We start from the raw sequence: 24,438 nt of genomic DNA on the forward strand, positions 1-24,438 counted from the left end.
CACGCGTCCGTCCAGCGAAAGACTCGGGTCGGGGCAGCGGATCGGCCATACGCCATGGCCGGGGCGATCAGCAATGTCGCGGCGGCTCGCGTTCGTCAGGCGGTTACGGCATGCTCCCGCTGGCGGCGGCGGCGGACCGCCGTACCGGCAAGGCCGAAGCCGACGATCATCATGCCCCACGTCGCGGGCTCGGGCACCGCAGCGTTGGCCAGCGTGAAGTCGAGCGACCAGCCCCCGGCGACCGTCCCGACGTCGGCGGCGAAGGTGTCCAGCACATAGAGACGCCACAGGCCATTGGCGCTGGTGCCGTTGAAGTCGGCGAACGCGGTGGCATTGTCGAAGGCGTTGAACGCGAAGCCATAGTAATTCGACGGCAGATAGGTGCCCGATGTCAGCGCCCCATCGACGAACGACTCAGGCGCGAAATCGCCCGCGGCGTCGCTGAACGTCACGGTGACGTTGCTGACTCCGGTGCTGCCGCCGACGCCGCTCATGAACACAAAGCCCAGGTTCGTCGTCACGTTGAGCAGCCCGAAGACAAGGTCATCGGGAAAGGTGTGGCTGAGATTGTTGAGCGTCAGCGTCAGACCGGTGATCGTGCCGGTCGTGCCCGCGACGGTGAGGTCGCTGGTCGTTTCTGCGTCGTCAGGAATGACAATTGGTGCCGGGTTGGTGAATGTCACCGCGCCTGCGGGAACCGCGAGAAGGCTGAGAAGCCCAGCCGAAATTAAGCCTGTCTTCATGTTTAACCCCTTGATTCTCCCCGCAGAAACAAGCTGGTGCGATTCGAGGACGGAGTCAATCTTTTGGTATAGACTTATTTTGCGTGAATTCGTTTCTTGGGCGACGAGGCCGGCTAGCGCGGGGCGCGGTTCCGTCTCAGGACGAAAATGCCGTAGATAATGGTCAGCGTCGTCGCGAAGGCGAACCACTGGAAGGCGTAGCTGAGATGACTGTCGGGCAGGTCGCCCGGCGTCGGCACGCGCGCCGGGGTCAGCGGCGCGACGGCGGTGCGCGGCATCAGCATGAACATCGGCCGGTCCTTGGCGTCGCCGTACGGCCGTTCGATCACCGTCCCCTCGAACTCCTCATCGATGGTCAGCGGGGCGACGTCGGGGCGCGGCGAGAAGCCGGCGACGACGACGATGTCGGGCGCGCGGCCGTTCTGCACCGCGGGCGTGCGGCAGGCGACGAGGACGAGGAAGCCCGATTGGCCGCCGGCACTGGCGCCGCCCTTCAGGTCGTAAGGCGCGACGCGACCCGGCCGGCAGGTGACGACCGCGCGGCGGTACTGGACGCTGCCCTCCCCGACCATCGCCTTGAAGAACTCGCGCGGGGTGACGGGCGGCAGGCGGGGCGCAAGCTCGAGCTTGGTGATCAGATCATGCTTCCACTCGCGGCGCTGGAGCTGCCAGAAACCCGCGCCGATCATGAAGGCGACCGCGACGAGGGTGAACAATGTCGGCCAGAGCGGCAGGCGCTTCACTCGTGGGTGCCCAGCCGCGCGTCGTTGCGGTACTCCTGCGCCGCCAGCACCGCCTTGGCGAACCGCAGCAGCGCGAGCGTGAGGATGACGGTCAGCGGCACCCAGATCAGGACGTGCACCCACCACGCCGGCTCACGCGCCAGTTCGAGCCAGATCGCGCCGACGACGACGACAGTGCCGACCAGAAAGATCAGGAAGGGCGCGGCTGCGTCACCGACATCGAATTCGGTGAAGTCGAGCGCGCAATTGGGGCAGGTCTTGCGGAACGTCGCGACGCGACGGAACAGCGTTCGCTCGCCGCACCGGGGACACAGGCCAAGCAGCCCGATCTTCGCCAGCGATGCGGCAAGCGAGCGCTTCACCCGCTGTGCGCTGCTGCCGCCACCGCCGCGCCGAAGTTCGAACCCCAGACGTAGATCGAGATGAACAGGAACAGCCACACGACGTCGACGAAATGCCAATACCAGGCAGCCGCCTCGAAGCCGAAATGCTGCCGGGGGGTGAAGTCGCCGCGATAGACGCGCGCCAGGCAGACCATCAGGAAGATCGTGCCGACGACGACGTGGAAGCCGTGGAAGCCCGTCGCCATGTAGAAGGTCGCGCCATAGATGCTGCCAGCGAAGCCGAACTCGGCGTGGCTGTATTCATAGGCCTGGACGGCGGAGAAGATCAGCCCGAGCGCGATCGTCAGCCACAGGCCCTGCTTCAGCCCCTTGCGGTCGCCGTGGATCAACGCGTGGTGCGCCCAGGTGACGGTGGTGCCCGACAGCAGCAGGATCAGCGTGTTGAGCAGCGGGTAGATGAACGGGTCGAGCACCTCGACGCCCTTCGGCGGCCAGACGCCGCCGACGACCTCGCCCGCATCGGGGTACAGCGCGGCGGCGAAATACGCCCAGAACCACGCAACGAAGAACATCACCTCGGACGCGATGAACAGGATCATGCCGTAGCGGTGGTGGAGCTGGACGACCGGCGTATGGTCGCCGGTGTTCGCCTCGTGCACGACGTCGGCCCACCAGATGTAGAAGGCGTAGAGGATCGCCGCGGTGCCGATGCCGAAGACCCACGGGCCCCACGCCATCTTGTGCATCCAGCCGATCGCACCGGCGGCCATCACCAGCGACGCGAAGGCGGCGTAGATCGGCTTCCACGACGGGTTGAGGATATGGAATGCGTGCGTCTTGCCGGCAGCCATGACTAGCCCTTGTTGCTTTGGTCGGTCTGTAGCTGCGACCGCTTGCTCTCGTCCACCGGGAAGAAGGTGTAGCTGAGCGTGATTTCGTCGATTTTGCGCGCCTGCGGATCGTTCAGGATCGCCGGGTCGACGTAGTAGGTGACCGGCATCTCGACCGTCTCGCCGGCCTTCAGCGTCTGCTCGTTGAAGCAGAAGCACTGGATCTTCATGAAATACTTGCCCGCGATGTCGGGCATGACGTTGAACGTCGCGGTGCCTGTGGTCGCGGCCGCCGAGAAGTTCGTCGCCTTGTAGAACGCGAGCTTGCGCTCGCCCAGGCGGACGTTGACCTCGGTCGTTTCGGGCTTGAACTTCCACGGCACGCCGGGCGAGGTGTTGCCGTCGAAGCGCACCTTGATCGTGCGGCCGGTCAGCGTACGCTGGTCGGGCACCGTCGACGCCTCGACGCGCATCGTCGTGCCGCCGAAACCCGTGGTCTCGCAGAACAGGCGGTACAGCGGCACTGCGGCGAACGACATCGCGACCATGCCGGCAGCGATCGCAGCGGTACCGACGGCGGTGCGGGTATTGCTCCGGCTCATGTCATGCGCACCACGGTAATGCCGTAGAACAGCAGCACCAGTGCGACCAGCACGAGGCCGAGCGCGAGGTTGCGCGAGCGGCGGCGCGCCTGGAACAGCTCGGATTCTTCGGGCGTCATGACAGGATCAACCGGTCGGCGACGAGGGCTGCGAACAGCAGGAACAGGTAGAGCAGCGAGAATTTGAACAGCCGCTTCTCGGGCGCCATGCCACTGGCGACGGTCGCGGTGTTGCGCGCCACGGCGAGCGCATCGACGATGAACACCGCGCCGAGCAGCGCCGTCACGACGCCGTAGATCCAGCCCGCATGGCCCAACGCGACGGGCGCCAGGCTGACCGGCACGAGGATCAGCGAATAGAGCAGCACCTGCCGCCGCGTCACTGCAGGTCCATGGGTAACCGGTAGCATCGGCACCCCGGCCTTCGAATAATCGGCCTCCATGAACAGCGCCAGCGCCCAGAAATGCGGCGGGGTCCACAGGAAGATGATAGCGAACAGGATGACCGGCATCAGCGTGATGTCACCGGTTACCGCGGCCCAGCCGATCACCGGGGGGAAGGCGCCAGCAGCACCGCCGATGACGATGTTCTGAGGCGTCGCGCGCTTCAGCCACACCGTATAGACGACCGCGTAGAAAAAGATCGAGAAGGCGAGCAGTGCGGCGGCGAGCCAGCCAACCGCCAGCCCCATGATCGACACCGATCCTGCACTGAGTGCGAGCGCGAAGGTCAGCGCCTCGTTCGGCGCGACGCGTCCGGCCGGGATAGGGCGGTTCGCCGTGCGCTTCATCACCGCGTCGATGTCCGCCTCGTACCACATGTTGAGCGCACCCGCCGCGCCCGCGCCGACCGCGATGCACAGGATCGCGACAAAGCCGAGGAACGGGTTGATGTGCCCCGGTGCCGCCAGCAGGCCACAGGCGGCGGTGAACACCACCAGCGTCATTACACGCGGCTTCAACAGCGCGAAATAGTCGCGCCATTCGGCGTAGTGCGCCGTGGAGAGGGCCTGCGTCGTCATCATTGTTCCTGATCGTCATCCCCGCGAAGGCGGGGACCCAAGGTCGCCAGTTCGGGACTTTGGGTCCCCGCCTTCGCGGGGATGACGAGCTTACTTGATCTGCGGCAGAGTCTCGAACTGATGGAACGGCGGGGGCGAGCTGAGGGTCCACTCGAGCGTCGTCGCGCCTTCGCCCCAGTAATTTCCCTCGACGCGGCGGCCGGCGAACAGCGACCAGCCGATGTTGACGAAGAAGAACACCATGCCGACCGCCATCACGGCGTAGCCGATGCTCGACACGTGGTTCCAGTAGGTGAACGCCTCCGGATAGTCGGGCAGGCGCCGCGGCATGCCGTCCTGGCCCAGGAAATGCTGGGGGAAGAACATGATGTTCACGCCAATGAAGAACACCCAGAAGTGCAGCTGGCCGAGGAGCTCGTTGTACGCCCGGCCCGACATCTTGCCGAACCAGTAGTAGAAGCCCGCGAAGATCGCGAACACCGCACCCAGCGACAGCACGTAGTGGAAGTGCGCCACGACGTAATAGCTGTTGTGCATGTACGTATCGACGCTGGCGTTCGACAGCAGCACGCCGGTGACGCCGCCGACCGTGAACATGAAGATGAAGCCGATCGCCCACAGCATCGGGGTGCGGAAGGTGATCGAGCCGCCCCACATCGTCGCGATCCAGCTGAAGATCTTGATGCCGGTCGGCACCGCGATGATCATCGTCGCGGCGGTGAAATACATCTTGGTATTCACGTCGAGGCCGCTGGTGAACATGTGGTGCGCCCACACGATGAAGCCGATGCCGCCGATCGCGACCATGGCGTAGGCCATGCCGAGATAGCCGAACACGGGCTTCTTCGAGAAGGTCGAGATGATCTGCGAGATCATGCCGAAGCCCGGCAGGATGAGGATGTAGACCTCCGGATGCCCGAAGAACCAGAACAGGTGCTGGTACAGGATCGGGTCGCCGCCGCCCGCGGGATCGAAGAAGGTCGTGCCGAAGTTGCGGTCGGTCAGCAGCATGGTGATCGCACCCGCGAGAACGGGGAGCGAGAGCAGCAGCAGGAAGGCGGTGACCAGCACCGACCACACGAACAGCGGCATCTTGTGCAGCGTCATGCCCGGTGCGCGCATGTTGAAGATCGTCGTGATGAAGTTGATCGCACCCAGGATCGACGACGCGCCCGCGAGGTGGAGCGACAGGATCGCCATGTCGACCGCAGGCCCCGGATGACCGCTCGTCGATAGCGGCGGATAGACCGTCCAGCCGGTGCCGGCGCCGTTGAAGCCCGCCGGGCCGGGCACGAACATCGAGCCCAGCAGCAGCAGGAACGACGGCACGAGCAGCCAGAACGACACGTTGTTCATGCGCGGGAACGCCATGTCGGGCGCGCCGATCATGATCGGCACGAACCAGTTGCCGAAGCCGCCGATCATCGCGGGCATGACGGTGAAGAACACCATGATCAGGCCGTGCGCGGTGATGAAGACGTTCCACAGATGGTACGAGGCATCGAGATTGCCCTGCGTCATCATCGTCAGATACTGGATGCCCGGCTGCGCGAGCTCGGCGCGCATGATGCCCGAGATGGCGCCGCCGATCGTCCCCGCGATGACCGCGAAGATCAGGTACAGCGTGCCGATGTCCTTGTGGTTTGTCGAGAACAGCCAGCGCTGGACAAAGCCGAGCTTCGGATGGTCGTGGTCGTGCGCATCGTCGTGCGCGGCGTGGGCGTCGAGGGCGTTGGTAGCCATTGTCGTGGCTCTTCCTTAAGCGGTCGGGGCGGCGGCGGCGGGCGCGGGTGCGGGCGCGACCGGCTCGGCGGGCGTGGGGGTGGTGGCGGCTTCGGCAGCGGCACTGCCACCGGCGGCGGCGGGTGCGGCCGCGGCGGGCGCGTCGGTGATGCCGTTCTCGCGCTTCTTGGCGGCGACCCAGGCGTCGAACTGCGCCTGGCTGACCACCTCGACGGCGATCGGCATGAAGGCGTGGCGCGTGCCGCACAGCTGATAGCACTGGCCGAAGTACACGCCGGGCTTGTCGGCCTTGAACCAGGTCTCGTTGATCCGGCCCGGCACGGCGTCCATCTGGACCCAGAACGCCGGGACCATCCAGGCGTGGATGACGTCGGCGCTGGTCGTCAGCACCTTGACCGTCTTGCCGACGGGCACGACGATGCGGTTGTCGACGTCGAGCATGTAGGGCGATCCGGCCTTCGCGGCCTCGGCCTTGGTCAGCATGATCGAATCGAAGCTGAAGCCGCCCTGGTCGGGATATTCATATTCCCAGTACCATTGATGCCCGGTCGCCTTGATCGTCAGGTCGGCCTTCTGCGGCGCATACTGGTTCGCCAGCAGGCGGAACGACGGCACCGCGATCCAGACAAGAAGCAGCACGGGAACGACGGTCCAGATCACCTCGACCAGCGTATTGTGGCTGGTCCGCGACGCGGTCGGGTTGCGGGCCGCGCGGTAGCGGAAGATCACCCAGCCAAGCAGCGCCAGCACGAAGATCGAGATGCCGATCATCAGCGGGTTCAGGATGCCGTTGACCATGCCGTAGCCGTCGCGGGCGATCTTGGTCACCGGCTGCTGCAGCTGCCAGCTGCCGTTAGGCTGGCCGAAGCCGCTGTCGGGCGCGACGCGAACCGGGGCAGCGGCGCCGGCGGGCACAGCGACAGTCTCGACCGGCGTGACGGGCGCGGCGGCAACCTGCGCGGCGACCGTGACAGGTGCCAGCGCCAATAGTGCTGCAACCAGGAATTTCATTCGAACCATCGTGCCCCTCGGCAGTGCGCGCCGGGTGGGCCCGGCGGAATTGCGACTGCCTATATGCGCCATGGTGCGGTGCGACAAGCGGCGTCGCGGTCGCAGTGATCCGCGTTATGCGTCAGCCGTTGAGGTCTCCGAAGCGTGCGGTCTCGCGCCGCATCTGCGCGCCCACCGCGGCGGGCACATCCTCGCCCTGCAGCATCGCGGCGTTCCACAGCGCGACATACTCCAGCCCGTCGTCGATCGAATGATCGCGGCCGTGGTCGAGCACCGCCTTGATCCCGGCGATGGCGAGCGGCGACTTGGCCGCGATCTCTGCCGCGAGCGCCTGCGCCGACGCGACCGCTGCGGCGTGGTCGGGCTCGACGCGGTTGAGGAAGCCGTAGCTCTTCGCCTCCGCCGCGCCGAACTTGCGGCCGGTGTAGGCCAGTTCGCGGATCAGCCCCTGCGGCAGCAGGTGCGGGATGCGCTGCAGAGTCCCGACATCGGCGACGATCGCGAGGTTGATCTCCTGGATCGTGAAGAAGCAGTCCGCCGTTCCGACGCGCAGGTCGCAGGCGGTGACGAAATCGACGCCCCCGCCGATGCAGCCGCCCTGGATCGCCGCGATCACCGGCACCCGGCACTTGTCGACCACCGTGAAGGTGCGCTGCATCGCGTGGATGTGCCTTCGGAAGGCCTCGCGCGCGCGGCCCGGGTCGCCCGGCGGTCCGCCCAGCCCCTCGGCCGCCAACCCCAGGTCGAGCCCCGCGGTGAAATGCTTGCCGGTCGAGGCGATGACCACCGCGCGGATGCTCATGTCGGCGGCGATCGCGTCGAACACCTCGATCAGCTCGGTCCAGAACGCCTTGTTCATCGTGTTGAGCGCGGGTCCCCGCGTTAGCGTCACCGTCGCCACCGCATCGGCGACGGCAAGGCTCATGGTCGACAGTTCCATCCCCGGCTCTCCTCGGCTATTGTCGCAATCGATGACCAAGTTCACCGTCAACGGCAACCCCGTCGAGTATCTGCTGCCGCGGGACACGCCGCTGTTGTGGGCGCTGCGCGACGCGTCGAACCTGACGGGCACCAAGTTCGGCTGCGGCGCCGGGCTGTGCGGGGCGTGCACGGTCCACGTCGACGGCGTCGCGACACGCAGCTGCCAGGCGACGATCGGCGACCTCGAGGGGACGCTGGTGACGACGATCGAGGGGCTGAGCGACGACCGCTCGCACCCGGTCCAGCAGGCGTGGATCGCCGAGGCGGTGCCGCAGTGCGGTTACTGCCAGTCGGGCATGATCATGGCGGTCGCGGCGCTGCTCAAGACCAACAAGAAGCCGAGCGACGACGAGATCGACGCGGCGATCACCAACCTGTGCCGCTGCGGCACCTACCCGCGCATCCGCAAGGCGATCCACCGCGCTGCGGCCGGCGGCGTCGATGCCGGCGTCGCGGCGCCGGGCACGACGATCAGCGAGGCCGCGCGCGTCGCGCCGTCGATGCTAGCGCGGCCGGAGGCCGCCCCGTCGATGGTCGCACGGCCGGTCGCATCGTGAGCGGCGCCTGGTTCGTCTATGCGAGCACCCCGGGCCGCGTCTCGGGCGCGCCCGCCAACTGGAAGGGCTGGGTTGCACTGCTCGCCTGCCTCGCGCTGACCCTTGTCGCGGCGATGGCGGCGGGCGGCGCGGCGGCCGAACTCCACCCGGTGGCGGGCATCGTCGCGCTCGTTGCGGTCAATCTGGCGGGGATCTACGGCATCGTCCGCCTTGTCCTCGCCAAGGGCCGCCGCGTCGACGTGAAATAAATTCGGCGCGGCGTGAGCCGTGACGCCCCGCGACGGAGCCTAACCCTGTCGACGCGAACCCCCGGCACGGGCGCCGGGAGCGCGCACAAGACAGGGGTGTCATCATGCTGAGAATTCTGGGGGCGCTCGGCCTCGCCATCGCGACGCTGACCGCCGGGGCCGTTCAGGCCGCGACCTACTTCCCGACCTACAACGTCACGTCGAACTTCCGCATCGACTCGATCGTCCTCGCCGGCCGCGGCGACGACGCCAACGAGGGCAAATATCTCGTCAACAGCTTCTCGACCGAACCGGGCTTCACCCAGATCGTCGATCCGTTCGACGACGATTATTTCCCGCTCGAGACCTTCTTCATGGGCGTCAGCAACCTGATCCCTGGCGAGGTCGAGGACAGCGGCGGCGAGCTGCACTTCGTCGTCGCGCTCAACAATTTCTACGCCGCCTCGACGATCAACCAGGAATTCGGCGACATCTTCACCGGCTTCGACGAAGCCAGCCTGATCGCCGCGGCGGGCGTGCTCGACAACCAGTCGTCCTTCACCGAGGAGGAAATCCAGCAGGCGGTCGGGCTGTTGTTCAGCTTCTCCGACTTCGTCAACGCGGCGAACGGCGACTTCCTGATCGGCGAGGGCTTCACGCTCGTCGCCTTCTCGATGGGCCAGGCGATCGGCACCGGCACCGCGACTGCGACCCCGGGCGTTGCCGCGGTCCCCGAGCCCGCCACCTGGGCCCTGCTGATCGGCGGCTTCGGCCTGGTCGGCACCGCAATGCGCCGCCGGCGCGTCACGACCGTCCTCGCCTGAGGGACATGGGGAGGGTGGCGCGACCCCGCCACCTTCCCCATCACCGTTTGCAGAGGAACTCGCCTTCCTTGCCGCTGATCTTGCCGTCCTGGTTCCAGTCTTCGGAATCGAAGTTGAGCGCCGCGACCTTCAGCAGCGCGGCCGTGCTGTCGGGGCCGAAGGTCTGGTATTTCTCGCAGCCCTGCATCTTGCTGAACACCTTGAGCGTCCCGCCCTTGGCGGCGCACAGCTTGGCGAAATCGCCGGCGCACGACGGATCCTTGGGATTGGCGAGGCAGAACAGCGCCTTGCCGACGCCCGCGTAGGGGTTCTTGGGCACCGGAATGCACGGCGCGTTCGGCTTCGACACGCACTGCGGAGCAGGCGGATTGAGTTGCTCGTACGTATAGGGCGTGTTTCCGACCAGGCATTTCGTGACGTCGACGACGCCGATCACCTCGCACTCGCCGCCCTCGAACTTGGTCTCGCCGAGTACCTCGAGGAAGGTCCGCCAGTCGATCGGTGAATGCTTGGCAGGCGTCGTGATCATCTGGCCGGGCTTGGTCTTGTCCTTGACGGTCGACGCCGGCGTGTACTGGTAATCGACGATCACGCACTTCGCGAAGTCGGCAAGGTTCTCCGGCGCGTTCGCCCCCTGCCACGACACGACGCCGTCCTGGTTCCAGTCCTTGTTGCCATGCAGAAACCGCATCTTGTCGAGATACGCGGCGCGCGTCAGCACCAACTTGTTCAGCGAACCGTTGCGGGCCGCCTCGAGGATCGGCTGGTTGCGGATGTTCCGCCGCGGGATGACGCGCTGCACCGGCTTCAAGTCGAGCTTCGCCGACGGCACGGTCGGTGCGGCGGTGGCGCCGACGCTCCCCAGCATCGCCAAGCCCATCGCGAGCATTATCCGGATCATCGCCTGCCCCGCCCTGCCTCTACGCGGAAGCAACCACGAATCGTTACGGAGGGCAAGCGAGCCTAGCGGCCGAGCCGCGCCACCGCAGTCTCGGCCTCGGCCATCGTCCGCCGCACGATCTCGGCGCAGGGCAGGATCTCGGTGATCGCGCCGCCCCCCTGCCCCGCCGCGAGGCACTGGGTGGCAGGGTTCACGTTCTCGACGATGCCCGCGATCGGCCCGAGGCGGTTGAGCTGGACCGACTCCATGACCTGCATCGCGAAGGGCTTGGCCTCCTTGCCTTCCCACTCCCGCGTCGTGTCGTTGGCGATGGCGCGCAGCGTCTTGCCGGTGAAGGCGCGGCTGATCACCGTGTCGCTCTCGCTCATCGCGACGATCGCATCCTTGTATTCCTGCGCGGCGTGCGCCTCGTCGCTGGCGATGAAGCGCGTGCCCATCCAGACGCCCTGGCACCCGAAGGCGAGCGCCGCCGCGAGGCCGCGCCCGTCAAAGAGTCCGCCCGCCGCGATTACCGGCACGTCGACCGCATCGACGATCTGCGGCCATAGCGCGACGCTCGCGACCGATCCGGTGTGCCCGCCCGCCTCGGTCCCCTGCGCGATCACCACGTCGCACCCGGCTTCCGCCGCCTTGACCGCGTGTCGGACGTTGCCCGCCATGCACATCACGACGACCCCTGCGGCACGCAGCCGGTCGACAATCGCCACCGGCACGCCGAGCCCGGCGATGAACGCCTTGGCGCCCTCCTCGATGATGATGTCGACGCTGGCGGTCAGCGACTCGGGCTGCGCGGTCAGCAGGTCGACGCCGAAGGGTTTGTCGGTCAGCTCGCGCACCCGGCGCATCTGGCGGCGAATGCCCTCGGGCCCGACGCCCGCCATGCCGAGCGAGCCGAAGCCGCCCGCTTCGCTGACCGCCGCGCAAACCTCGGCATAGGAGACGCCCCCCATGCCGGCGAGCAGGATCGGGTGCTCGACTCCCAGCATGTCGCAGATCGGCGTGCGCAGGCTCACGATGCCGCCTGCATGTCATTGTCCCGCATCATGTGCTCCCCAGGCTTGCTTTGCCCGAGGGTGTAGCGCGGCCCTGCCGACGCGGCTAGCTCGGCTCCGCCATGCCGGTCAGCGCGCCGACGGGCTGGCTGTCGCCGGTACCGCCCCATTTCTGCCAGGCGCGCTCGTGGAAGAAGAAGGCGACGGCGTTGCAGCACGGCTCGATCAGCGCGATGCCGCCCGCCAGCGCGATACTGCCGGTCATCGCATAGACCACGGTGAACCCGACGGTCAGGTGAACGGCGAGATAGGTCAGCGTCTTGGCGAGTTCGCGCGGCATCGGAAGTCCCTCTTCGGGGGTGCCAACGCGTGTGAGGCCATTCGGTCTCGCGGTCGCACGGGATAGAAACGCGTGCGACGTTGAAGGCCGGGCTATTGCCCTTCGTCCGTCATGCTGGCGAACGCCAGCACCCATCGCGGCGCGATTACAGAGAGTCGAGTTCGCCGGGCAGTGGGTGCTGGCGTTCGCCAGCATGACGAGGGTGGGGTGGCAGCGGGTCATGCCCAAACAGCAGCGCGAGATCGTCCCAGTGGGGATTCGCTTCCTCGATCAGCGCAACCTTCCACGCGCGCTTCCAGAATTTCATCGCCTTCTCGCGCGCGATGGCGGCAACGATTGTCTCATGGTGCTCATACCAGGCTAGGCGGTGAACCCCGTACTGCTTGGTGAAGCCGGGTTTCAGGCCGTGCCGATGCTGCGACAGGCGCAGCGGCAGATCCGACGTCACGCCAAGGTACAGTGTGCCGCGCGGCTGGCTGCACATCAGATAGACGTGTCCGCCCTGATCGAGGCGGCTGAGCGAGCGCATTTGGTAACCCCCGCCCCAAATCTAATCACGTCATGCTGGCGAAGGCCAGCACCCGCGGTGATGCCAACACGGACGTTCGAGTTCGCTCCAAAGTGGGTGCTGGCGTTCGCCAGCATGACGAAGAATTGGGGAGAGAACTCTACCTATTTCCCGACCACGCTCATCGCCGCCGCAGTCATCGCTTCCACCGCCGTCCTGATCGTCGGTGCGGGGTCGGGGGCGAATTTGGCGCTGTGGAGGCCCGGGAGCTTGCGGATGTCGCCGCCGGCGGCATCCCACACCGACTTCGGCTGCGCGCCGACCCAGAAGATCGTGCTTTCGATTGGCTGGTCGCGCGAAAAGGCGCCGAAGTCCTCCGCCGCCATCGACGCCGCGATGCGCACGACGCGGTCCTTGCCCAGCGCGGTCTCGAGCGCGGTGGTGACGGTGGCGGTCAGCTTTGGGGTGTTGAAGGTGGAGGCGCTGGGCTGGCTGGTGGTGACGATCGGCAGCAGCGCCTCGGGCACGCCTGCGGCCTCGGCCTCGGCCTTGGCGACGCGGCGGATGCCGTCGAGCAGCCGCGCGCGGACTTTCGGGTCGTAGCTGCGCACGGTGATCAGCAGCTTCGCCTCGTCGCCGATGATATTGTGCTTCGAGCCTGCGTGGAACGACCCCACCGTGATCACCGCGGGCTGGCGCGGGTCGTTTTCGCGGCTGATCAAAGTCTGCAGCGTGCCGACGATGCGTGCCGCGATGACGATCGGGTCGATGCCGTTCTGCGGCTCCGAGCCATGGCTGCCGATGCCGCGCACCGTCAGATCGATCGAATCGACGTTGGCCAGCGCATAGCCGTCGGTGATGCCGACCTGGCCGGCGGGCAGGCTCGCCGAATCGTGAAAGGCGAGCGCATGGGTCGGCCGCGCGAACTTCGCGTACAGCCCGTCGTCGAGCATCGCTTTCGCACCCCCGACGATCTCCTCGGCGGGCTGCGCGATCATCATCAGCGTGCCCGACCATTTCGCCTTGTTCGCCGCCATCCAGCGCGCCGTGCCGACCCAGCCCGCCATGTGGATGTCGTGGCCGCACGCGTGCATCGTGTTCGGGATCTTGCTGGCATAGGGCAGGCCTGTCGCCTCGGGCACCGGTAGCGCGTCCATGTCGGTCCGGATTAAAAGCACCGGGCCGGGGCCGTTAACCAACATCGCGACGACGCCGGTTTTGCCGACCTTCTCGGTCACGCTGAATCCGGCGGCGCGTGCTTCGGCAGCCAGGATCGCGGCCGAGCGGGTTTCGGCGAAGGCGAGTTCGGGATTAGTGTGGAGGTCGGTGTAAAGCGTGACGAGATCGCCCCCCGGCGCGGCCGATGTGGGCACTGCGGTAATCAATAGTAATGAAAGTGTAATTCCGCGCATGCTAGACACCCTGCCTTACCGATCGATGCCCGACGGTAGCAGTGCGCGTGCGCCTGCCGCCAGCGCCATTGTCACGGCGGCGTATGGGATTCCGGCCTTGCGAATACTGATCCCGACCCTTGCGCTGCTGGCCAGCGCGGCGAGCGCGCAGGTCACCCTGCCCGCCCCCGGCGGCGACCCGCAGCGCATCGATTTCGCGCGCGACGCGGTGCTGGGCTTCGGTCGCGGCGCGACCCCGACGCAGGCGTTCCTCGAGCGGCTGGGCAAGGCGGTCGAGACGCACCCGGCGGTATCGGCCGCGGTCGCCGACCAACAAGCCACCCAGGCGGTGCGCACCCAGGTTCGCGCCGGGCTGTTCCCGCGCCTCGACGCGCAGCTGGTCGGCGCCCGCGCGCTGGCCCGCGATTTCGGCGACCGCGACGCGGTTGTCGAGAGCCTGCAGCCGCGGGGGCGTACCGACGCAAACATCGTCGGCGACCAGCTGCTGTGGGACTTCGGCGCGACCGGCCAGCGCATCGCCGCCGCCACCGACCGCACCCGCGCCGCGCAGGCCGAGGTCGAGCGCGTCGCCGGCGAGACCGCGCTGCGCGCCGTCGCGGCATGGTACGACGTGCTCGGCTACCAGACCCTGTTCGAGATCAGCGAGGCGAGCGTCGCACGGCAGCGCGAGATCCTGGCCGACGTCAAGACGCGCGTCGCGCAGGGGCTCGGCGCCGGCGGCGACACGGCGCGGACCGAGGCGGTGCTCGCCGACGCCGAGGCGCAGAACGCGCGCTTCGAGCGCCTGCTCGCCCAGGCCCGCGCGCGCTACCGAGAGGCGTTCGGCGACGATCCGCCGCCGCGCCTGACGCGCAGCCTGCCGCCGACGAGCGCCGCGCAGAGCCTCGACACCGCGCAGGCACTGGCGCGCCAGTCGCCCGCCGTGCAGGTCGCGCTGCGCCGGGCCGAGGCGGCGCGCCGCGACTATCGCGCGGTCAAGGCGGACGGCCTGCCGCGCCTGTCGGCGGGGGTCAACGGCACCCGCTACGACGTGTTCACCGGATCGGACTACGAGGTGCGCGGCTCGCTGGTGCTGCGCCAGAGCCTGTTCGCCGGCGGGCGGCAGCGCGGGGCAGTCGCCGAGGCCGCGGCCCGTTCGCGCGGCGAAGCGTTCATCGCCGACCGCGTGACCGGCGAGACCGAGCGCGACGCCGGCGCGGCGTTCACCGACGTCCAGGCACTGGTCCGCACCGCGGGCACGCTGGAGACCGCGTACATCGCCAACCGCCGCGCCCGCGACACCTATGTCGAGCAGTTCCGCGTGTCGCGCGGCACGCTGATCGAGCTGTTGCGTGCCGAACAGGCCTATGTCGCCGCGGCGTCCGCCTATCTGCAGGGCATCGTCGAACTCGACGTTGCGCGCTATGCGCTGCTGGTGCGGACAGGGGAAATCCTGCCGGTCGTCGGCGTCAAGATCACCGCGCTTTGAGGGGGCACTGCATGACCGAACAGCCCATCGTCCTTCACAAGCCCCGCGTCGCGGCGTGGCTGATGGACCCGATCCGCGAGAACAAGTCGCTGTACCTGCAGGTCGCGCTGGCGGCGGCGCTGGTCAACCTGTTCGGGTTGGCGACCAGCCTGTTCTCGCTGACCGTCTACAACCGCATCGTGCCGAACAACGCGACCGACTCGCTGATCGCACTGTCGATCGGCGTCGGCATCGTCATGGTGTTCGACCTGATCCTGCGCCTGATCCGCGGCTATTTCATCGACGTCGCGGGCGCGCGGATCGACCGCACCGTCGGGGCGTCGATCTTCTCGCGCATGCTGACGATGCGCATGGGCGACCGCAAGGGATCGAGCGGCGCGTTCGCCGGGCTGCTGCGCGAGTTCGAGGCGCTGCGCGACTTCTTCGCGTCCGCGACGCTCGCGGCCGTGGTCGACGTGCCGTTCATCCTGCTGTTCCTCGTGGTTATCTGGATGATCGGCGGGCCGCTGGTCTGGGTGCCGCTGCTGATGGTGCCGCTGGTCATCCTGACCGGCTGGCTGTCGCAGCCGGCGCTCGCCAGGCTGGCGAGCCAGGGCCTGATCGAGGGCATGGGCAAGCAGGGTGTGCTCGTCGAGGCGATCTCGGGCCTCGAGACGGTCAAGTCGTCGAGCGCCGGGCCGCTGCTCGCACGCCGCTGGGCGCATGCCGTCGACGCGCACGCCGGATCGTCGCTGAAGCAGCGCCTGGTCGCGGCGATCAGCATCAACGTCGCCCAGTCGGCGCAGGGCATCTGCTACGTCGGCGTCGTCATCGTCGGCGTCTTCATGATCGCCAACCGCGAGCTGACGATGGGTGCGCTGATCGCCTGCTCGATCCTCGCCGGTCGCTGCGTCGCGCCGCTCAGCCAGATCGCCAGCCTGTTGACCCGCCTCAGCCACACGCGATCGGCCTACGCCCATCTCGACCGGCTGATGCAGGGCGGCGGCGAGGCGCGAGCCGAAGGCGACTATCTGCGCCGCGCCACGCTCGACGGCGGTATCGAGTTCAAGAACGTCACCTTCAAATACCCGGGCGTCACGGCGCGCGCGCTCGACGACGTCTCGTTCAAGATCAAGCCCGGCGAGCGCGTCGCGATCATCGGCCGCGTCGGCAGCGGCAAGTCGACGATCGCGCGCCTGATCCTCGGCCTCTACGAACCCAGCGACGGCGCCGTGTTCGTCGACGACGCCGACGTCCGCCAGCTCCACCCCGACGACCTGCGCCACAATATCGGCGCGGTGCTGCAGGACGTGTTCCTGCTGACGGGCTCGGTGCGCGAGAACATCAGCCTGGGCGAGCCGTCGGTCGACGACGCCGCGGTGCTGCGCGCGGCGAAGCTGAGCGGCACGCACGACTTCATCGGCCAGGTGCCCAACGGCTACGACCTCCGCCTCGCCGACCGCGGCGAAGGTCTGTCGGGCGGGCAGCGGCAGAGCATCGCGATTGCGCGAGCGCTGGCCCACGAACGCCCGATCCTGCTGTTCGACGAGCCAACCAGCGCGATGGACATCCAGTCCGAAAATGCGTTGATCGCCCGCCTCGAGCCCGAGCTGCGCGGCAAGACCGTCGTGCTGGTCACGCACCGCCAGTCGATGCTGCGGCTCGTCGACCGCATCATCATCCTCGACAAGGGCAAGATCGTCGCCGCGGGTCCGCGCGACGACGTGCTCAAGTCGGTCGCCGTGAACTAGGGGCAGAGCCATGACCTTCGCCGCCACGCTCGACACTGTCCCCGACGAGATCGACGCCTCGCGCGTTTCCAAGATCCTGCTGTGGACGATCGCCGCGATGACCGCAGCACTGCTGATCTGGGCGGCACTCGCCAAGGTCGACGAGGTCGCGACCGCGCAGGGGCGGGTCATCCCCAGCCGCCAGCTGCAGATCGTCTCCAACCTCGAAGGCGGGGTGGTCAAGGCGATCCTCGTCCGCGCCGGAGCGACGGTGAAGGCTGGCCAGCCTCTCGTCCAGTTGGACAGCACGCAGTTCACCGCCGAGTTCGGCAAGACCAGCGAGACCTACAAGGCGCTCGTCGCCCGCGCCGCGCGGTTGCAGGCCGAGGTGTCGGGCCGCGCGCCCGTCTTCCCGGCCGCACTCACCGCGAGCGCACCGCAGCTCGTCGCCACCGAGCGCTCGCTCTATTCGGCGCGTCTCGCCGAAATCGCGTCCGCCACAAGCGTCGAGCAGGCCAAGCTCGACCAGGCATCGCGCGCGCTGGGCCAGGCCGAGGTCGAGGCAGCGACCCGCGCGCAGGGCGCCACCCAGGCCGACCGCGAGGTCGCGATGATCCAGCCGCTCGTCGAGAAGGGCATCGAGCCGCAGATCGAGCTGATGCGCGCGCAGACCGCGCAGTCGCAGGCCCGCGGCGCCGCGCAGGGCACCGCGCTCGCCATCCGCCGCGCGCGTTCGGCGGTAGCCGAGGCCCAGTCGGGCCTACGCGCGGTCCGCGAACGCTACCGCGCGCAGGCGGTCGAGCAGCTGACCGCGACCCGCGCCGAGCTCGCGGGCCAGGGCGTGACGCTGCCCGCGCTGCAAGACCGGCTGACCCGCACCGAGGTCCGCGCGCCGATCGCCGGCACGATCAACCGCGTACTGGTCGCGACCGTCGGCGGCACGGTGCGCCCCGGCGAGCCGATCGTCGAGATCGTGCCGCTGGACGACGCGCTGGTCGTCGAGGCCGACGTCAAGCCCGCCGACATCGCCTTCATCCACCCCGGCCAGCGCGCGTCGGTAAAGCTGACCGCCTATGATTATTCGGTCTACGGCCAGCTTGAGGGCGTCGTCGAGCGCATCTCCCCCGACGCGATCGTCAACGAGCGCACGGGCGAATCGCACTTCACCATCCGCATCCGCACCAAAGATGCAGCGCTGAAGGACCAGGACGGGCGCAAGCTGCCGATCGGCGCGGGCATGATCGCGCAGGTCGACGTGCTCGGCCACAAGCGCTCGGTCCTCAGCTACCTTATGACCCCGGTGTCGAAGCTGAAGGACAACGCCTTCAGGGAGAAGTGAGGGGCTGCGTGGTTTAATCGTCATCCCGGCGAAAGCTGGGACCCATCACCGGAGTTTGAGAGATGGGTCCCGGCGTCCGCCGGGATGACGACCTGCTCTAGTCATCCTCGTCGTCCAGACCCACCAGATCAAGCGCCCGCGCGCGCATCTGGCGCGACTGGCACCAGTGCACCAGCGCCTCCTCGCGGCCGTGCGTCACCCAGACTTCGGACGGCGCGAGTTCGACGCAGGTGTCGGTCAGCTCGCCCCAGTCGGCGTGGTCGGAGATGATCAGCGGCAGTTCGACCTGGCGCTGCACCGCGCGCTGGCGGACGCGCATCCAGCCCGACGCCATCGCGGTGATCGGCTCGGGCAGGCGGCGGCTCCAGCGGTCGTTGAGGGCCGATGGCGGGCTCATCACCACCATGCCCTTCAGCTCGGCGGGCTTCATCCCCGCCGCGGGCCGCAGATCGCCGAGGTCGACGCCGAGCTGCACGTACAGGTCGCACAGCCGCTGCAGCGCACCGTGGATGTAGATCGGCGCATCGTGCCCCAGCGCGCGCAACTCGGCGATGACCCGCTGCGCCTTGCCGAGCGCGTAGGCCCCGATCAGCACGCAGCGTTCGGGGTTGGCGGCGAGCGCGGTCAGAACCTTCGCCGCCTCGCCCGTCGTCGGCGGGTGGCGGAACACCGGCAGGCCGAAGGTCGCCTCGGTCACGAATATGTCGCACGGCACGGGCTCGAACCCCGCACAGGTCGGGTCGGGGCGGCGCTTGTAGTCGCCCGACACGACGATGCGCTCGCCCTTGTGCTCGAGCACGATCTGCGCCGATCCGAGCACATGGCCCGCGGGCACGAAGCGCGCGGTGACGTCGCCGATGCGGTGGGTCTCGCCGTACGCGGCGGGCTGCGCGGTCTGCTGGCCGTAGCGCACGTCCATGATCGCCAGCGTCGCGGGCGTCGCCATCACCTTGCCGTGGCCGCCCCGCGCATGGTCGGCGTGGCCGTGGGTGATCAGCGCCGCGGGCTTCGGCGTCGACGGATCGATCCAGAAGTCGCCGGGCGCGACATAGATGCCCTCGGGGTGGGGCTGGAGCCAGGATCCTGCGGGCATTGCAACAATATAGGGTCGTCGCGCGGGAAGGCGAGGCTCAGGCCGCCTGGCGTAGCCGCCGGTGCAGATAGTTCGCGTCGAAGCCGGCGATCTGGATCAGCTTGCCCGGGTCGGCGATGATCAGGCTACCGCGCGCCAGCGTCATCGCGCCGGCGACGCGCAGCTCCTTGAGCACGCGGTTGAGGTGCACCGGCGTCATGCCGAGCGAGTCGGCGAGCAGCAGCTGCGACAGCGGCAGCGCGAAGGTTTCGCCGTCGGCCAGTCCGATGTTGCGCGCGCGCAGGTACAGCTCGCACATCAGATGCGCGACGCGCTCGATACTGGCCCGCCTGCCCATGCTGGTGATCCAGGCGCGCATGATGCCCTCGTCGACCAGCTGCGCCGTGTACATCGCCTTGGCGATACCGCGATGCTCGTCGAGCAGCGTATCCATCTCGGGGCGCCCGACCATTGCGACGAGCGAAGGGGTGATCGTCTGGATGCTGTGGTCCATCTCGGCGAGCAGACCGATGTGGAGGTCGCAGCAATCACCCGGCATCAGATAGGCGAGCACCTGGCGCGTGCCGCTCGGCAGCACCTTGTAGCGATAGGCCCAGCCTTCGAGCATGACGAACACCGGGCCAGGCCGGTCGCCCTCGCGGATCAGGTCGTGCTTGGCGGGCATCTTGCGGGGACGCGATGTCGCCTTGGCGAGCGCGGCGACAGCCTGGGCGCTCAGGGGGCCGAATGCCTCCAGCTTATCGATGAACCGGTTGGCCATGATCGACCCTCCCACATTGAAGTCCAAGATAACATTGTTCAAAGTTATTGTTCAAAGTTGACATATGTCGTTGTGACAGGCGAAATTTCTCTTAGAACGCAGCACGTCGGTGGCCTGAGAGTCAGGCGCCGGCGACAGAGAGACGCGATGCGCTCTTGCCCGACCGGAGCCGATATGACCGACGCATTTTCGAACGACAACGGCACGCCGCGTGCCGCCAACGACGCACGTGAGCCCGATGCCTATGGCCAGGCGGCACTATTCCTGGTCGAAAGCGTTTTGCATGGCCTGATCGAGCGCTCGGTGTTCTCGATTGAAGAGGCAATCCAATTGGTCGACATCGCTGTCGAAGTGAAAAGCGATCTGGCTGGAGACCTGGGGGATTCACCAGAGACGCTGGCCAAGTCATTGGCCCTGTTATCATCGATCAGTTCCAGCCTGCGTAATGACCTGAAAACGCGCTGACCTTCAAGATAGTTGCGCCTGCGTACGATTTTTGCGCAATATCGATTGATATATGTTCGATAGACTCGGTCGAGTCCGGGTTATCGTGATGGTGCAAGTGGGAGATGCGCCATGATCGACAACTCGCCGACCTATTATCAACACCGCAGCGAGGTTCAGCGCCGGCTCGCCGACGCTGCCGCAAGCCCGCAGATCGCCGAGATACATCGCGATCTGGCGACGCGCTATTCGATGCTGGCGCAGCCCGGCGGCAACCCGGGGTTCAATCGCGAGCAGGCCGACGCGCGCTGACTTTGCCCGTCAGTCCGCTTCGATCCGCCACTTCATGATCGCGAACCCCAGGCCCACGACTGCCGGCAAGCCGATCGCGAGTGCCACCTGCTCGACGCTGAAGTCCGTGCGGAACACCAGCGCTCCCGCGAGGGCAGCGACGACCAAGAACAGCTTGCCATAGCTCATGCGGCCGATGCGCCGGCCGAACACCTGTTTCCGCGACTTTCCCGGCTCGACCTCGGGCCGCCCGGCGAACGCACGCGCCGGCGCATGGCTCGCCCAGCGCAGGAAGAGATACAGGCCGCCCATCGTGATCGTCGCCATCACCACCGCGCCAGCGACCCCGACGGCATCGCTGTCGCTGGTGACAAAGCGGTCGGCGAGCCATGCCAGGCCGATCATGCCGCCGAAATAGAGAAAGAAGCCGAGCACCACCATCCAGCCCATCCAGCGGACATAGCCGTCGCGCTCAGCCGTGGTGGCCGGAATGGCGGCGCCGATCTGGTCGCGGCGGTACAGATAGCCGCCCTTCCCGTCGGGCTTGAACTGCAGCGCCATCCCAAAGCCGAGGCCGTCGATCATCCGATGTCTCCCTGCTTCCTCGACACTGCCTAGCGTAACGACTAAGCTGCTGAAATACATATCGACCTTGGTTAGTAGGCGTTCATGATGCAGTTTCAGCGTGCCCTTCTCCTCCTCGCCGCGGTCGCGGCCTCCCCTGCCGCGGCGCTCGATATCGCGCTCCCGCAGGTCAAGGGCTTCCAGATCGGGCATCAGCAGCGATCGGGGCGCGCCGTGCTCGTCGAGCTGGTTCCGGTCGGCCAGACCGTTCAGAAGTTCGACAAGATGATCACCCTGATGACGACCCCCGGCGCGGGGACGATGCCGAGCGCCAACTTCGTCGCGCTGTTCGCCAAGCGCTATGTCGCGACCTGCCCGGGCAGCATCGCGACGCCGGTGCCGATGGGCAAGGCAGCCGGCGGCATCCGCATCGACTGCTCGCGCCATCCCAAGACCGGCAAGGCGGAGACCGTGTTCGCGCGCGCCCTGCCCGTCGGCCCCGACATGGCGCTGGTGCAGTACATGACCGCCTATATGACCATGCCGGCGGAGGCGCAGTTCGCGCGCAACTATCTCGGCAGCGTGGCGCTGCGCTGATGCGGGCGGCTCTCCTGCTCGCAGCTGGGCTCGCTGCGACCGCCACAGCCGCCGAGGCGGCGGCGTGGAACTTCGCCTTCAACCAGGGCATCGCCGAATACAGCGCCGGATCGTTTGCCGAGGGCGGGAGCAGCGTCGCATTGTCGTGCGCCGAGAGCGGGGTCGCGCCGGGCAGCGTGTCGGTCAGCGTGCGGCGCGCGGGCTTTACGCCGGCGAAGGCCGAGCCCGTCACCTTCCGTGTCGGCACGCGCGAGGTCAGGATGTTCACTGATGCCGGCGGCTCGGTCAGCTATGGCAGCGTCGCCGTCGCCCCGCGCTTCCGGGCCTTGTGGCAGATGCTCGGGACCGGCCGCGGCACGCTGACGGTCAAGTACGGGCCCGGCGCGCCGATGTCCTTCCCGCTGACCGGTGCGGCGAAGCTGTTCGGGCCGGTGCCCTGTCCGAAGCAGCTGTCCTGACGACCTGTCCCTATTGCCGCGCCCCGGCGAGCGGGCGTTTCTGCTCGGCATGCGGCAAGCCGCTCGAGGTCGAGGCGAGCGAGACCGCCGTCGCGCGCGACCTGCTCGGCCTGAGGATGCAGAACCTGCGGCCGCTGGCGCACACCGCGTGGCTGGCGATCGCCGCGCCGCAGACATTGTCCCGCCGCTGGTGCGCGGGCGACCGTCACAATCTCGTCTCCCCCGTCGCGCTGCTGTCGGTGGTCAGTGCACTTGCGGCGACGGTCGCGGTGATCGCCGCGGGCGCGACCGGCAGCCATGCGGCCGAGCAGGCCGACACCGCAGCACTCGGCAATGTCCTCGACGCGCTGCCCTTCCTGAAGCGCTGGTTCCCGGCTGCAGCGGCCGAAGCGGCGGGCGACCCGGCGGCATTCGGCGGCCGGGTCAAGCAGGTCGGGTCATGGCTCGCTGCGATGTGGCCCCTGCTGTTCCTGATCCCCGGCGTCCTGGTGCTCGCCCCGTGGCGGCGCATCTCGCGGCACGACGCGCTGATCGTCGCGTGCGTCGAGACGGTGACGATCATGGCGCTGGCGGGCGTCTATACCGTCGTCCGCATCGTCGCGCCGGGGGTAGCCGCGAGCCCGTTGTTCTCGACCCCGGTCTGGCTGCTGCTGTGCATCCACACCGCGCGCCACGTGCGCGCCGTCGTGCCGGGCGCCAGCCTGCTCTACGCAGCGACGCGGCCCATCCTCGCGACTTTGCTGTTCCCGGCGGTCGTCTATTTCTGGATGGCGGCGGTCGTTGCGCTGACCCTCGCGCTGGCGCCCGCACTCAGGGCCTGACGCTTCAGGGGATCAGCCGGTCGGCGCGCAGCTGCTCGAACAGGTCATAGAAGGCATGATCGGTCGACTGATAGGCGGTGAAGCCCAGCCGGCGGCTCTTCGACATGTCGGTAACCACCTCGATCGGTCGCCCCAGGTCGGCGTCGGTGTGCCAGGCCGAGGCGAGGCGCGACAGGTCGGGCTCGGCCAGCCCCTCGCGCTCGGCGATCTCGCGCCACAGCGAGGCATCGTTCGCCATCTGCTGTTCGAGCGGCCGGACCACGCCGTCGAACGGCGCCGCCTCGACGCCGAACCAGCCGGCGATGCGCTCCCACATCCAGCTCCAGCGGAAGACGTCGCCGTTGACGACGTTGAACGCCTCATCGCGCGCGGCAGGCGTCGTCGCGGCCCATAGCAGATGCTTCGCGAGCTGACGCGCGTCGGTCATGTCGGTCAGCCCGTCCCACTGCGCCGCCGATCCCGGAAAGACGAACGGCCGCCCGGCCTCGCGGCACAGCACGGCATAGACCGCGAGCGTCGTGCCCATGTTCATCGCGTTGCCGACCGCCTTGCCGATCACCGTGTGCGGGCGGTGGACGCTCCAGCCGAAGCCGTCACGCTTCGCCGCCGAAAACACCTCGTCCTCCTGCGCGTAATAAAAATTCTCGACGTCGAGCCGCCCCTGTTCCTCGCGGAACGGCGTCTGCGGCAGCGCACCCTTGCCGTATGCCTCGAACGGCCCGAGGTAGTGCTTGAGCCCGGTGACCAACGCGACATGGGCGGTGCCGCTGCCCCGCAGCCCGTCGAGCAGGTTGCGCACCATCGCCGAATTGACGCGAATATTCTCCGCCTCGCTGTCCTGCCGCAGCCAGGTCGTGACGAACACCGCATCGGGGCGCAGCCCGGCCAGCGCCGCCGCGGTCGCGCCCGCGTCCTGCAGGTCGGCGGCCACCGGCAGCACGCCCGCCTGATCGACCGGCCGCCGCGCGAGGCCGTGGACCGTCCAGCCCTGTTCGAGCAGCAGCGCAGTGGTCGCGCTGCCGACGATGCCGCTCGCGCCGACGACGAGTGCCGTGCCGCTCATATCCGTTCTCCGATGTCGCTGTTCCCGTCCCAACGCGAGCCGGAGCTAAATC

The 24,438-nt window shown here is 67.9% G+C and carries 30 protein-coding genes; 11 read left to right on the forward strand and 19 right to left on the reverse strand.

What is annotated here, in order from left to right; translation table 11 throughout:
• Positions 1-95 precede the first annotated feature (95 nt).
• From FMM06_RS10895 to FMM06_RS10935, 10 genes are all read right to left on the reverse strand, one after another.
• Positions 96-743: a PEPxxWA-CTERM sorting domain-containing protein gene (locus FMM06_RS10895; protein WP_144237423.1), complete on the reverse strand. Its 648-nt coding sequence runs from the start codon at positions 741-743 to the stop codon at positions 96-98.
• Positions 744-856: 113 nt separating this feature from the next.
• Positions 857-1,486 carry an SURF1 family cytochrome oxidase biogenesis protein gene (locus tag FMM06_RS10900; protein ID WP_144237424.1) on the reverse strand — a complete coding sequence of 210 codons (630 nt, stop codon included), beginning with the start codon at positions 1,484-1,486 and terminating at the stop codon, positions 857-859.
• On the reverse strand, positions 1,483-1,848 hold the full coding sequence (locus FMM06_RS10905) for a DUF983 domain-containing protein (protein ID WP_144237425.1): 366 nt from the start codon (positions 1,846-1,848) through the stop codon (positions 1,483-1,485). The genes FMM06_RS10900 and FMM06_RS10905 overlap by 4 nt, the downstream gene beginning before the upstream one ends.
• On the reverse strand, positions 1,845-2,681 hold the full coding sequence (locus tag FMM06_RS10910) for a cytochrome c oxidase subunit 3 (protein ID WP_144237426.1): 837 nt from the start codon (positions 2,679-2,681) through the stop codon (positions 1,845-1,847). Before FMM06_RS10910 ends, FMM06_RS10905 begins: the two co-directional genes overlap by 4 nt.
• 2 nt (positions 2,682-2,683) lie before the next feature.
• A complete protein-coding gene (locus FMM06_RS10915) occupies positions 2,684-3,262 on the reverse strand; it encodes a cytochrome c oxidase assembly protein (protein ID WP_144237427.1) in 579 nt (192 codons plus the stop codon).
• Positions 3,259-3,381 (reverse strand): hypothetical protein, encoded by a 123-nt coding sequence (locus FMM06_RS17345; RefSeq protein WP_268900677.1) that lies wholly within the window; start codon positions 3,379-3,381, stop codon positions 3,259-3,261. Before FMM06_RS17345 ends, FMM06_RS10915 begins: the two co-directional genes overlap by 4 nt.
• Entirely contained in the window at positions 3,378-4,283 is a 906-nt protein-coding gene (locus FMM06_RS10920; protein ID WP_235889281.1) for a heme o synthase, read from the reverse strand. The genes FMM06_RS17345 and FMM06_RS10920 overlap by 4 nt, the downstream gene beginning before the upstream one ends.
• A 90-nt stretch (positions 4,284-4,373) precedes the next feature.
• A complete protein-coding gene (ctaD, locus tag FMM06_RS10925) occupies positions 4,374-6,026 on the reverse strand; it encodes a cytochrome c oxidase subunit I (protein WP_144237429.1) in 1,653 nt (550 codons plus the stop codon).
• Between the two features lie 15 nt (positions 6,027-6,041).
• Positions 6,042-7,037 carry a cytochrome c oxidase subunit II gene (coxB, locus tag FMM06_RS10930; RefSeq protein WP_235889282.1) on the reverse strand — a complete coding sequence of 332 codons (996 nt, stop codon included), beginning with the start codon at positions 7,035-7,037 and terminating at the stop codon, positions 6,042-6,044.
• A gap of 121 nt (positions 7,038-7,158) precedes the next feature.
• Positions 7,159-7,977: a crotonase/enoyl-CoA hydratase family protein gene (locus FMM06_RS10935; RefSeq protein WP_144237431.1), complete on the reverse strand. Its 819-nt coding sequence runs from the start codon at positions 7,975-7,977 to the stop codon at positions 7,159-7,161.
• A gap of 31 nt (positions 7,978-8,008) precedes the next feature.
• Here FMM06_RS10935 and FMM06_RS10940 point away from each other — a divergent pair, with 31 nt between their 5' ends.
• From FMM06_RS10940 to FMM06_RS17215, 3 genes are all read left to right on the forward strand, one after another.
• Positions 8,009-8,575, forward strand: a complete 567-nt coding sequence (locus tag FMM06_RS10940) for a (2Fe-2S)-binding protein (protein WP_144237432.1) — start codon at positions 8,009-8,011, stop codon at positions 8,573-8,575.
• Complete coding sequence (locus FMM06_RS10945) at positions 8,572-8,823, forward strand: hypothetical protein (protein WP_144237433.1); 252 nt, start codon at positions 8,572-8,574, stop codon at positions 8,821-8,823. The genes FMM06_RS10940 and FMM06_RS10945 overlap by 4 nt, the downstream gene beginning before the upstream one ends.
• Before the next feature lie 104 nt (positions 8,824-8,927).
• Positions 8,928-9,626, forward strand: coding sequence for a PEPxxWA-CTERM sorting domain-containing protein (locus FMM06_RS17215; RefSeq protein WP_235889283.1), 699 nt, complete (start codon positions 8,928-8,930; stop codon positions 9,624-9,626).
• Between the two features lie 40 nt (positions 9,627-9,666).
• Here the strand turns inward: FMM06_RS17215 and FMM06_RS10955 are convergent, their stop codons facing one another.
• The 5 genes from FMM06_RS10955 to FMM06_RS10975 all read right to left on the reverse strand — a co-directional run bounded on the left by FMM06_RS10955 (position 9,667) and on the right by FMM06_RS10975 (position 13,779).
• Positions 9,667-10,527: a hypothetical protein gene (locus tag FMM06_RS10955; protein ID WP_144237434.1), complete on the reverse strand. Its 861-nt coding sequence runs from the start codon at positions 10,525-10,527 to the stop codon at positions 9,667-9,669.
• A 62-nt stretch (positions 10,528-10,589) separates the two neighbouring features.
• Entirely contained in the window at positions 10,590-11,540 is a 951-nt protein-coding gene (locus tag FMM06_RS10960) for an NAD(P)H-dependent flavin oxidoreductase (RefSeq protein WP_144237435.1), read from the reverse strand.
• Between the two features lie 85 nt (positions 11,541-11,625).
• Entirely contained in the window at positions 11,626-11,859 is a 234-nt protein-coding gene (locus FMM06_RS10965; protein WP_144237436.1) for a DUF2061 domain-containing protein, read from the reverse strand.
• A 145-nt stretch (positions 11,860-12,004) separates the two neighbouring features.
• On the reverse strand, positions 12,005-12,388 hold the full coding sequence (locus FMM06_RS10970; protein ID WP_144237437.1) for a GIY-YIG nuclease family protein: 384 nt from the start codon (positions 12,386-12,388) through the stop codon (positions 12,005-12,007).
• A 143-nt stretch (positions 12,389-12,531) separates the two neighbouring features.
• The gene (locus tag FMM06_RS10975; protein ID WP_144237438.1) at positions 12,532-13,779 is read right to left on the reverse strand and encodes an amidohydrolase; all 1,248 of its coding nucleotides are present in this window, start codon (positions 13,777-13,779) and stop codon (positions 12,532-12,534) included.
• A gap of 97 nt (positions 13,780-13,876) precedes the next feature.
• Between FMM06_RS10975 and FMM06_RS10980 the strand changes: the two genes are divergently transcribed.
• From FMM06_RS10980 to FMM06_RS10990, 3 genes are read left to right on the forward strand one after another with little or no spacing between them, the layout of a single operon-like run.
• Complete coding sequence (locus FMM06_RS10980) at positions 13,877-15,247, forward strand: TolC family protein (RefSeq protein WP_185965159.1); 1,371 nt, start codon at positions 13,877-13,879, stop codon at positions 15,245-15,247.
• Between the two features lie 11 nt (positions 15,248-15,258).
• Entirely contained in the window at positions 15,259-16,977 is a 1,719-nt protein-coding gene (locus tag FMM06_RS10985; protein WP_144237440.1) for a type I secretion system permease/ATPase, read from the forward strand.
• A 10-nt stretch (positions 16,978-16,987) separates the two neighbouring features.
• Positions 16,988-18,295, forward strand: a complete 1,308-nt coding sequence (locus FMM06_RS10990; protein WP_144237441.1) for an HlyD family type I secretion periplasmic adaptor subunit — start codon at positions 16,988-16,990, stop codon at positions 18,293-18,295.
• Between the two features lie 97 nt (positions 18,296-18,392).
• On the opposite strand, the gene FMM06_RS10995 is transcribed toward FMM06_RS10990, so the two are convergent.
• Both FMM06_RS10995 and FMM06_RS11000 read right to left on the reverse strand, forming a co-directional pair.
• Positions 18,393-19,388 (reverse strand): ligase-associated DNA damage response exonuclease, encoded by a 996-nt coding sequence (locus FMM06_RS10995; protein WP_144237442.1) that lies wholly within the window; start codon positions 19,386-19,388, stop codon positions 18,393-18,395.
• Positions 19,389-19,425: 37 nt separating this feature from the next.
• Positions 19,426-20,148: a Crp/Fnr family transcriptional regulator gene (locus FMM06_RS11000; RefSeq protein WP_144237443.1), complete on the reverse strand. Its 723-nt coding sequence runs from the start codon at positions 20,146-20,148 to the stop codon at positions 19,426-19,428.
• Positions 20,149-20,322: 174 nt separating this feature from the next.
• Between FMM06_RS11000 and FMM06_RS11005 the strand changes: the two genes are divergently transcribed.
• Together FMM06_RS11005 and FMM06_RS11010 are read left to right on the forward strand one after the other, a co-directional pair.
• Complete coding sequence (locus FMM06_RS11005; RefSeq protein WP_144237444.1) at positions 20,323-20,613, forward strand: hypothetical protein; 291 nt, start codon at positions 20,323-20,325, stop codon at positions 20,611-20,613.
• A gap of 111 nt (positions 20,614-20,724) precedes the next feature.
• Positions 20,725-20,904, forward strand: coding sequence for a hypothetical protein (locus FMM06_RS11010; protein ID WP_144237445.1), 180 nt, complete (start codon positions 20,725-20,727; stop codon positions 20,902-20,904).
• 9 nt (positions 20,905-20,913) lie between these two features.
• Here FMM06_RS11010 and FMM06_RS11015 read toward each other — a convergent pair whose 3' ends face one another.
• A complete protein-coding gene (locus FMM06_RS11015; protein ID WP_144237446.1) occupies positions 20,914-21,468 on the reverse strand; it encodes a hypothetical protein in 555 nt (184 codons plus the stop codon).
• An 84-nt stretch (positions 21,469-21,552) separates the two neighbouring features.
• Between FMM06_RS11015 and FMM06_RS11020 the strand changes: the two genes are divergently transcribed.
• The 3 genes from FMM06_RS11020 (at position 21,553) to FMM06_RS11030 (ending at position 23,323) form a co-directional block, all read left to right on the forward strand.
• Positions 21,553-22,044: a hypothetical protein gene (locus tag FMM06_RS11020; RefSeq protein ID WP_144237447.1), complete on the forward strand. Its 492-nt coding sequence runs from the start codon at positions 21,553-21,555 to the stop codon at positions 22,042-22,044.
• Complete coding sequence (locus tag FMM06_RS11025; protein ID WP_144237448.1) at positions 22,044-22,502, forward strand: hypothetical protein; 459 nt, start codon at positions 22,044-22,046, stop codon at positions 22,500-22,502. Before FMM06_RS11020 ends, FMM06_RS11025 begins: the two co-directional genes overlap by 1 nt.
• A gap of 116 nt (positions 22,503-22,618) precedes the next feature.
• Positions 22,619-23,323, forward strand: a complete 705-nt coding sequence (locus FMM06_RS11030; protein ID WP_144237449.1) for a DUF3667 domain-containing protein — start codon at positions 22,619-22,621, stop codon at positions 23,321-23,323.
• Positions 23,324-23,327: 4 nt separating this feature from the next.
• On the opposite strand, the gene FMM06_RS11035 is transcribed toward FMM06_RS11030, so the two are convergent.
• On the reverse strand, positions 23,328-24,386 hold the full coding sequence (locus tag FMM06_RS11035; RefSeq protein ID WP_144237450.1) for an SDR family oxidoreductase: 1,059 nt from the start codon (positions 24,384-24,386) through the stop codon (positions 23,328-23,330).
• Positions 24,387-24,438 lie beyond the last annotated feature (52 nt).

Origin of the sequence: Glacieibacterium frigidum, from assembly GCF_007097155.1 — a bacterium.
Classification (GTDB): Bacteria; Pseudomonadota; Alphaproteobacteria; order Sphingomonadales; family Sphingomonadaceae; genus Glacieibacterium; species Glacieibacterium frigidum.

Excerpts from the sequence above, each read along its gene's own strand:
- FMM06_RS11010 (WP_144237445.1), top strand. The coding sequence starts at position 20,725 with ATGATCGACAACTCGCCGACCTATTATCAACACCGCAGCGAGGTTCAG.
- FMM06_RS10995 (WP_144237442.1), bottom strand. The coding sequence starts at position 19,388 with ATGCCCGCAGGATCCTGGCTCCAGCCCCACCCCGAGGGCATCTATGTC.
- FMM06_RS11005 (WP_144237444.1), top strand. The coding sequence starts at position 20,323 with ATGACCGACGCATTTTCGAACGACAACGGCACGCCGCGTGCCGCCAAC.
- FMM06_RS11000 (WP_144237443.1), bottom strand. The coding sequence starts at position 20,148 with ATGGCCAACCGGTTCATCGATAAGCTGGAGGCATTCGGCCCCCTGAGC.
- FMM06_RS10955 (WP_144237434.1), bottom strand. The coding sequence starts at position 10,527 with ATGATCCGGATAATGCTCGCGATGGGCTTGGCGATGCTGGGGAGCGTC.
- FMM06_RS10920 (WP_235889281.1), bottom strand. The coding sequence starts at position 4,283 with ATGACGACGCAGGCCCTCTCCACGGCGCACTACGCCGAATGGCGCGAC.
- FMM06_RS11030 (WP_144237449.1), top strand. The coding sequence starts at position 22,619 with ATGCAGAACCTGCGGCCGCTGGCGCACACCGCGTGGCTGGCGATCGCC.
- FMM06_RS10970 (WP_144237437.1), bottom strand. The coding sequence starts at position 12,388 with ATGCGCTCGCTCAGCCGCCTCGATCAGGGCGGACACGTCTATCTGATG.
- FMM06_RS11025 (WP_144237448.1), top strand. The coding sequence starts at position 22,044 with ATGCGGGCGGCTCTCCTGCTCGCAGCTGGGCTCGCTGCGACCGCCACA.
- FMM06_RS10990 (WP_144237441.1), top strand. The coding sequence starts at position 16,988 with ATGACCTTCGCCGCCACGCTCGACACTGTCCCCGACGAGATCGACGCC.
- FMM06_RS10965 (WP_144237436.1), bottom strand. The coding sequence starts at position 11,859 with ATGCCGCGCGAACTCGCCAAGACGCTGACCTATCTCGCCGTTCACCTG.
- FMM06_RS10975 (WP_144237438.1), bottom strand. The coding sequence starts at position 13,779 with ATGCGCGGAATTACACTTTCATTACTATTGATTACCGCAGTGCCCACA.
- FMM06_RS17345 (WP_268900677.1), bottom strand. The coding sequence starts at position 3,381 with ATGACGCCCGAAGAATCCGAGCTGTTCCAGGCGCGCCGCCGCTCGCGC.
- FMM06_RS10915 (WP_144237427.1), bottom strand. The coding sequence starts at position 3,262 with ATGAGCCGGAGCAATACCCGCACCGCCGTCGGTACCGCTGCGATCGCT.
- coxB (WP_235889282.1), bottom strand. The coding sequence starts at position 7,037 with ATGAAATTCCTGGTTGCAGCACTATTGGCGCTGGCACCTGTCACGGTC.
- FMM06_RS11020 (WP_144237447.1), top strand. The coding sequence starts at position 21,553 with ATGATGCAGTTTCAGCGTGCCCTTCTCCTCCTCGCCGCGGTCGCGGCC.
- FMM06_RS10910 (WP_144237426.1), bottom strand. The coding sequence starts at position 2,681 with ATGGCTGCCGGCAAGACGCACGCATTCCATATCCTCAACCCGTCGTGG.
- FMM06_RS10935 (WP_144237431.1), bottom strand. The coding sequence starts at position 7,977 with ATGGAACTGTCGACCATGAGCCTTGCCGTCGCCGATGCGGTGGCGACG.
- FMM06_RS10940 (WP_144237432.1), top strand. The coding sequence starts at position 8,009 with ATGACCAAGTTCACCGTCAACGGCAACCCCGTCGAGTATCTGCTGCCG.
- FMM06_RS11015 (WP_144237446.1), bottom strand. The coding sequence starts at position 21,468 with ATGATCGACGGCCTCGGCTTTGGGATGGCGCTGCAGTTCAAGCCCGAC.
- FMM06_RS10895 (WP_144237423.1), bottom strand. The coding sequence starts at position 743 with ATGAAGACAGGCTTAATTTCGGCTGGGCTTCTCAGCCTTCTCGCGGTT.
- FMM06_RS17215 (WP_235889283.1), top strand. The coding sequence starts at position 8,928 with ATGCTGAGAATTCTGGGGGCGCTCGGCCTCGCCATCGCGACGCTGACC.
- FMM06_RS11035 (WP_144237450.1), bottom strand. The coding sequence starts at position 24,386 with ATGAGCGGCACGGCACTCGTCGTCGGCGCGAGCGGCATCGTCGGCAGC.
- FMM06_RS10985 (WP_144237440.1), top strand. The coding sequence starts at position 15,259 with ATGACCGAACAGCCCATCGTCCTTCACAAGCCCCGCGTCGCGGCGTGG.
- ctaD (WP_144237429.1), bottom strand. The coding sequence starts at position 6,026 with ATGGCTACCAACGCCCTCGACGCCCACGCCGCGCACGACGATGCGCAC.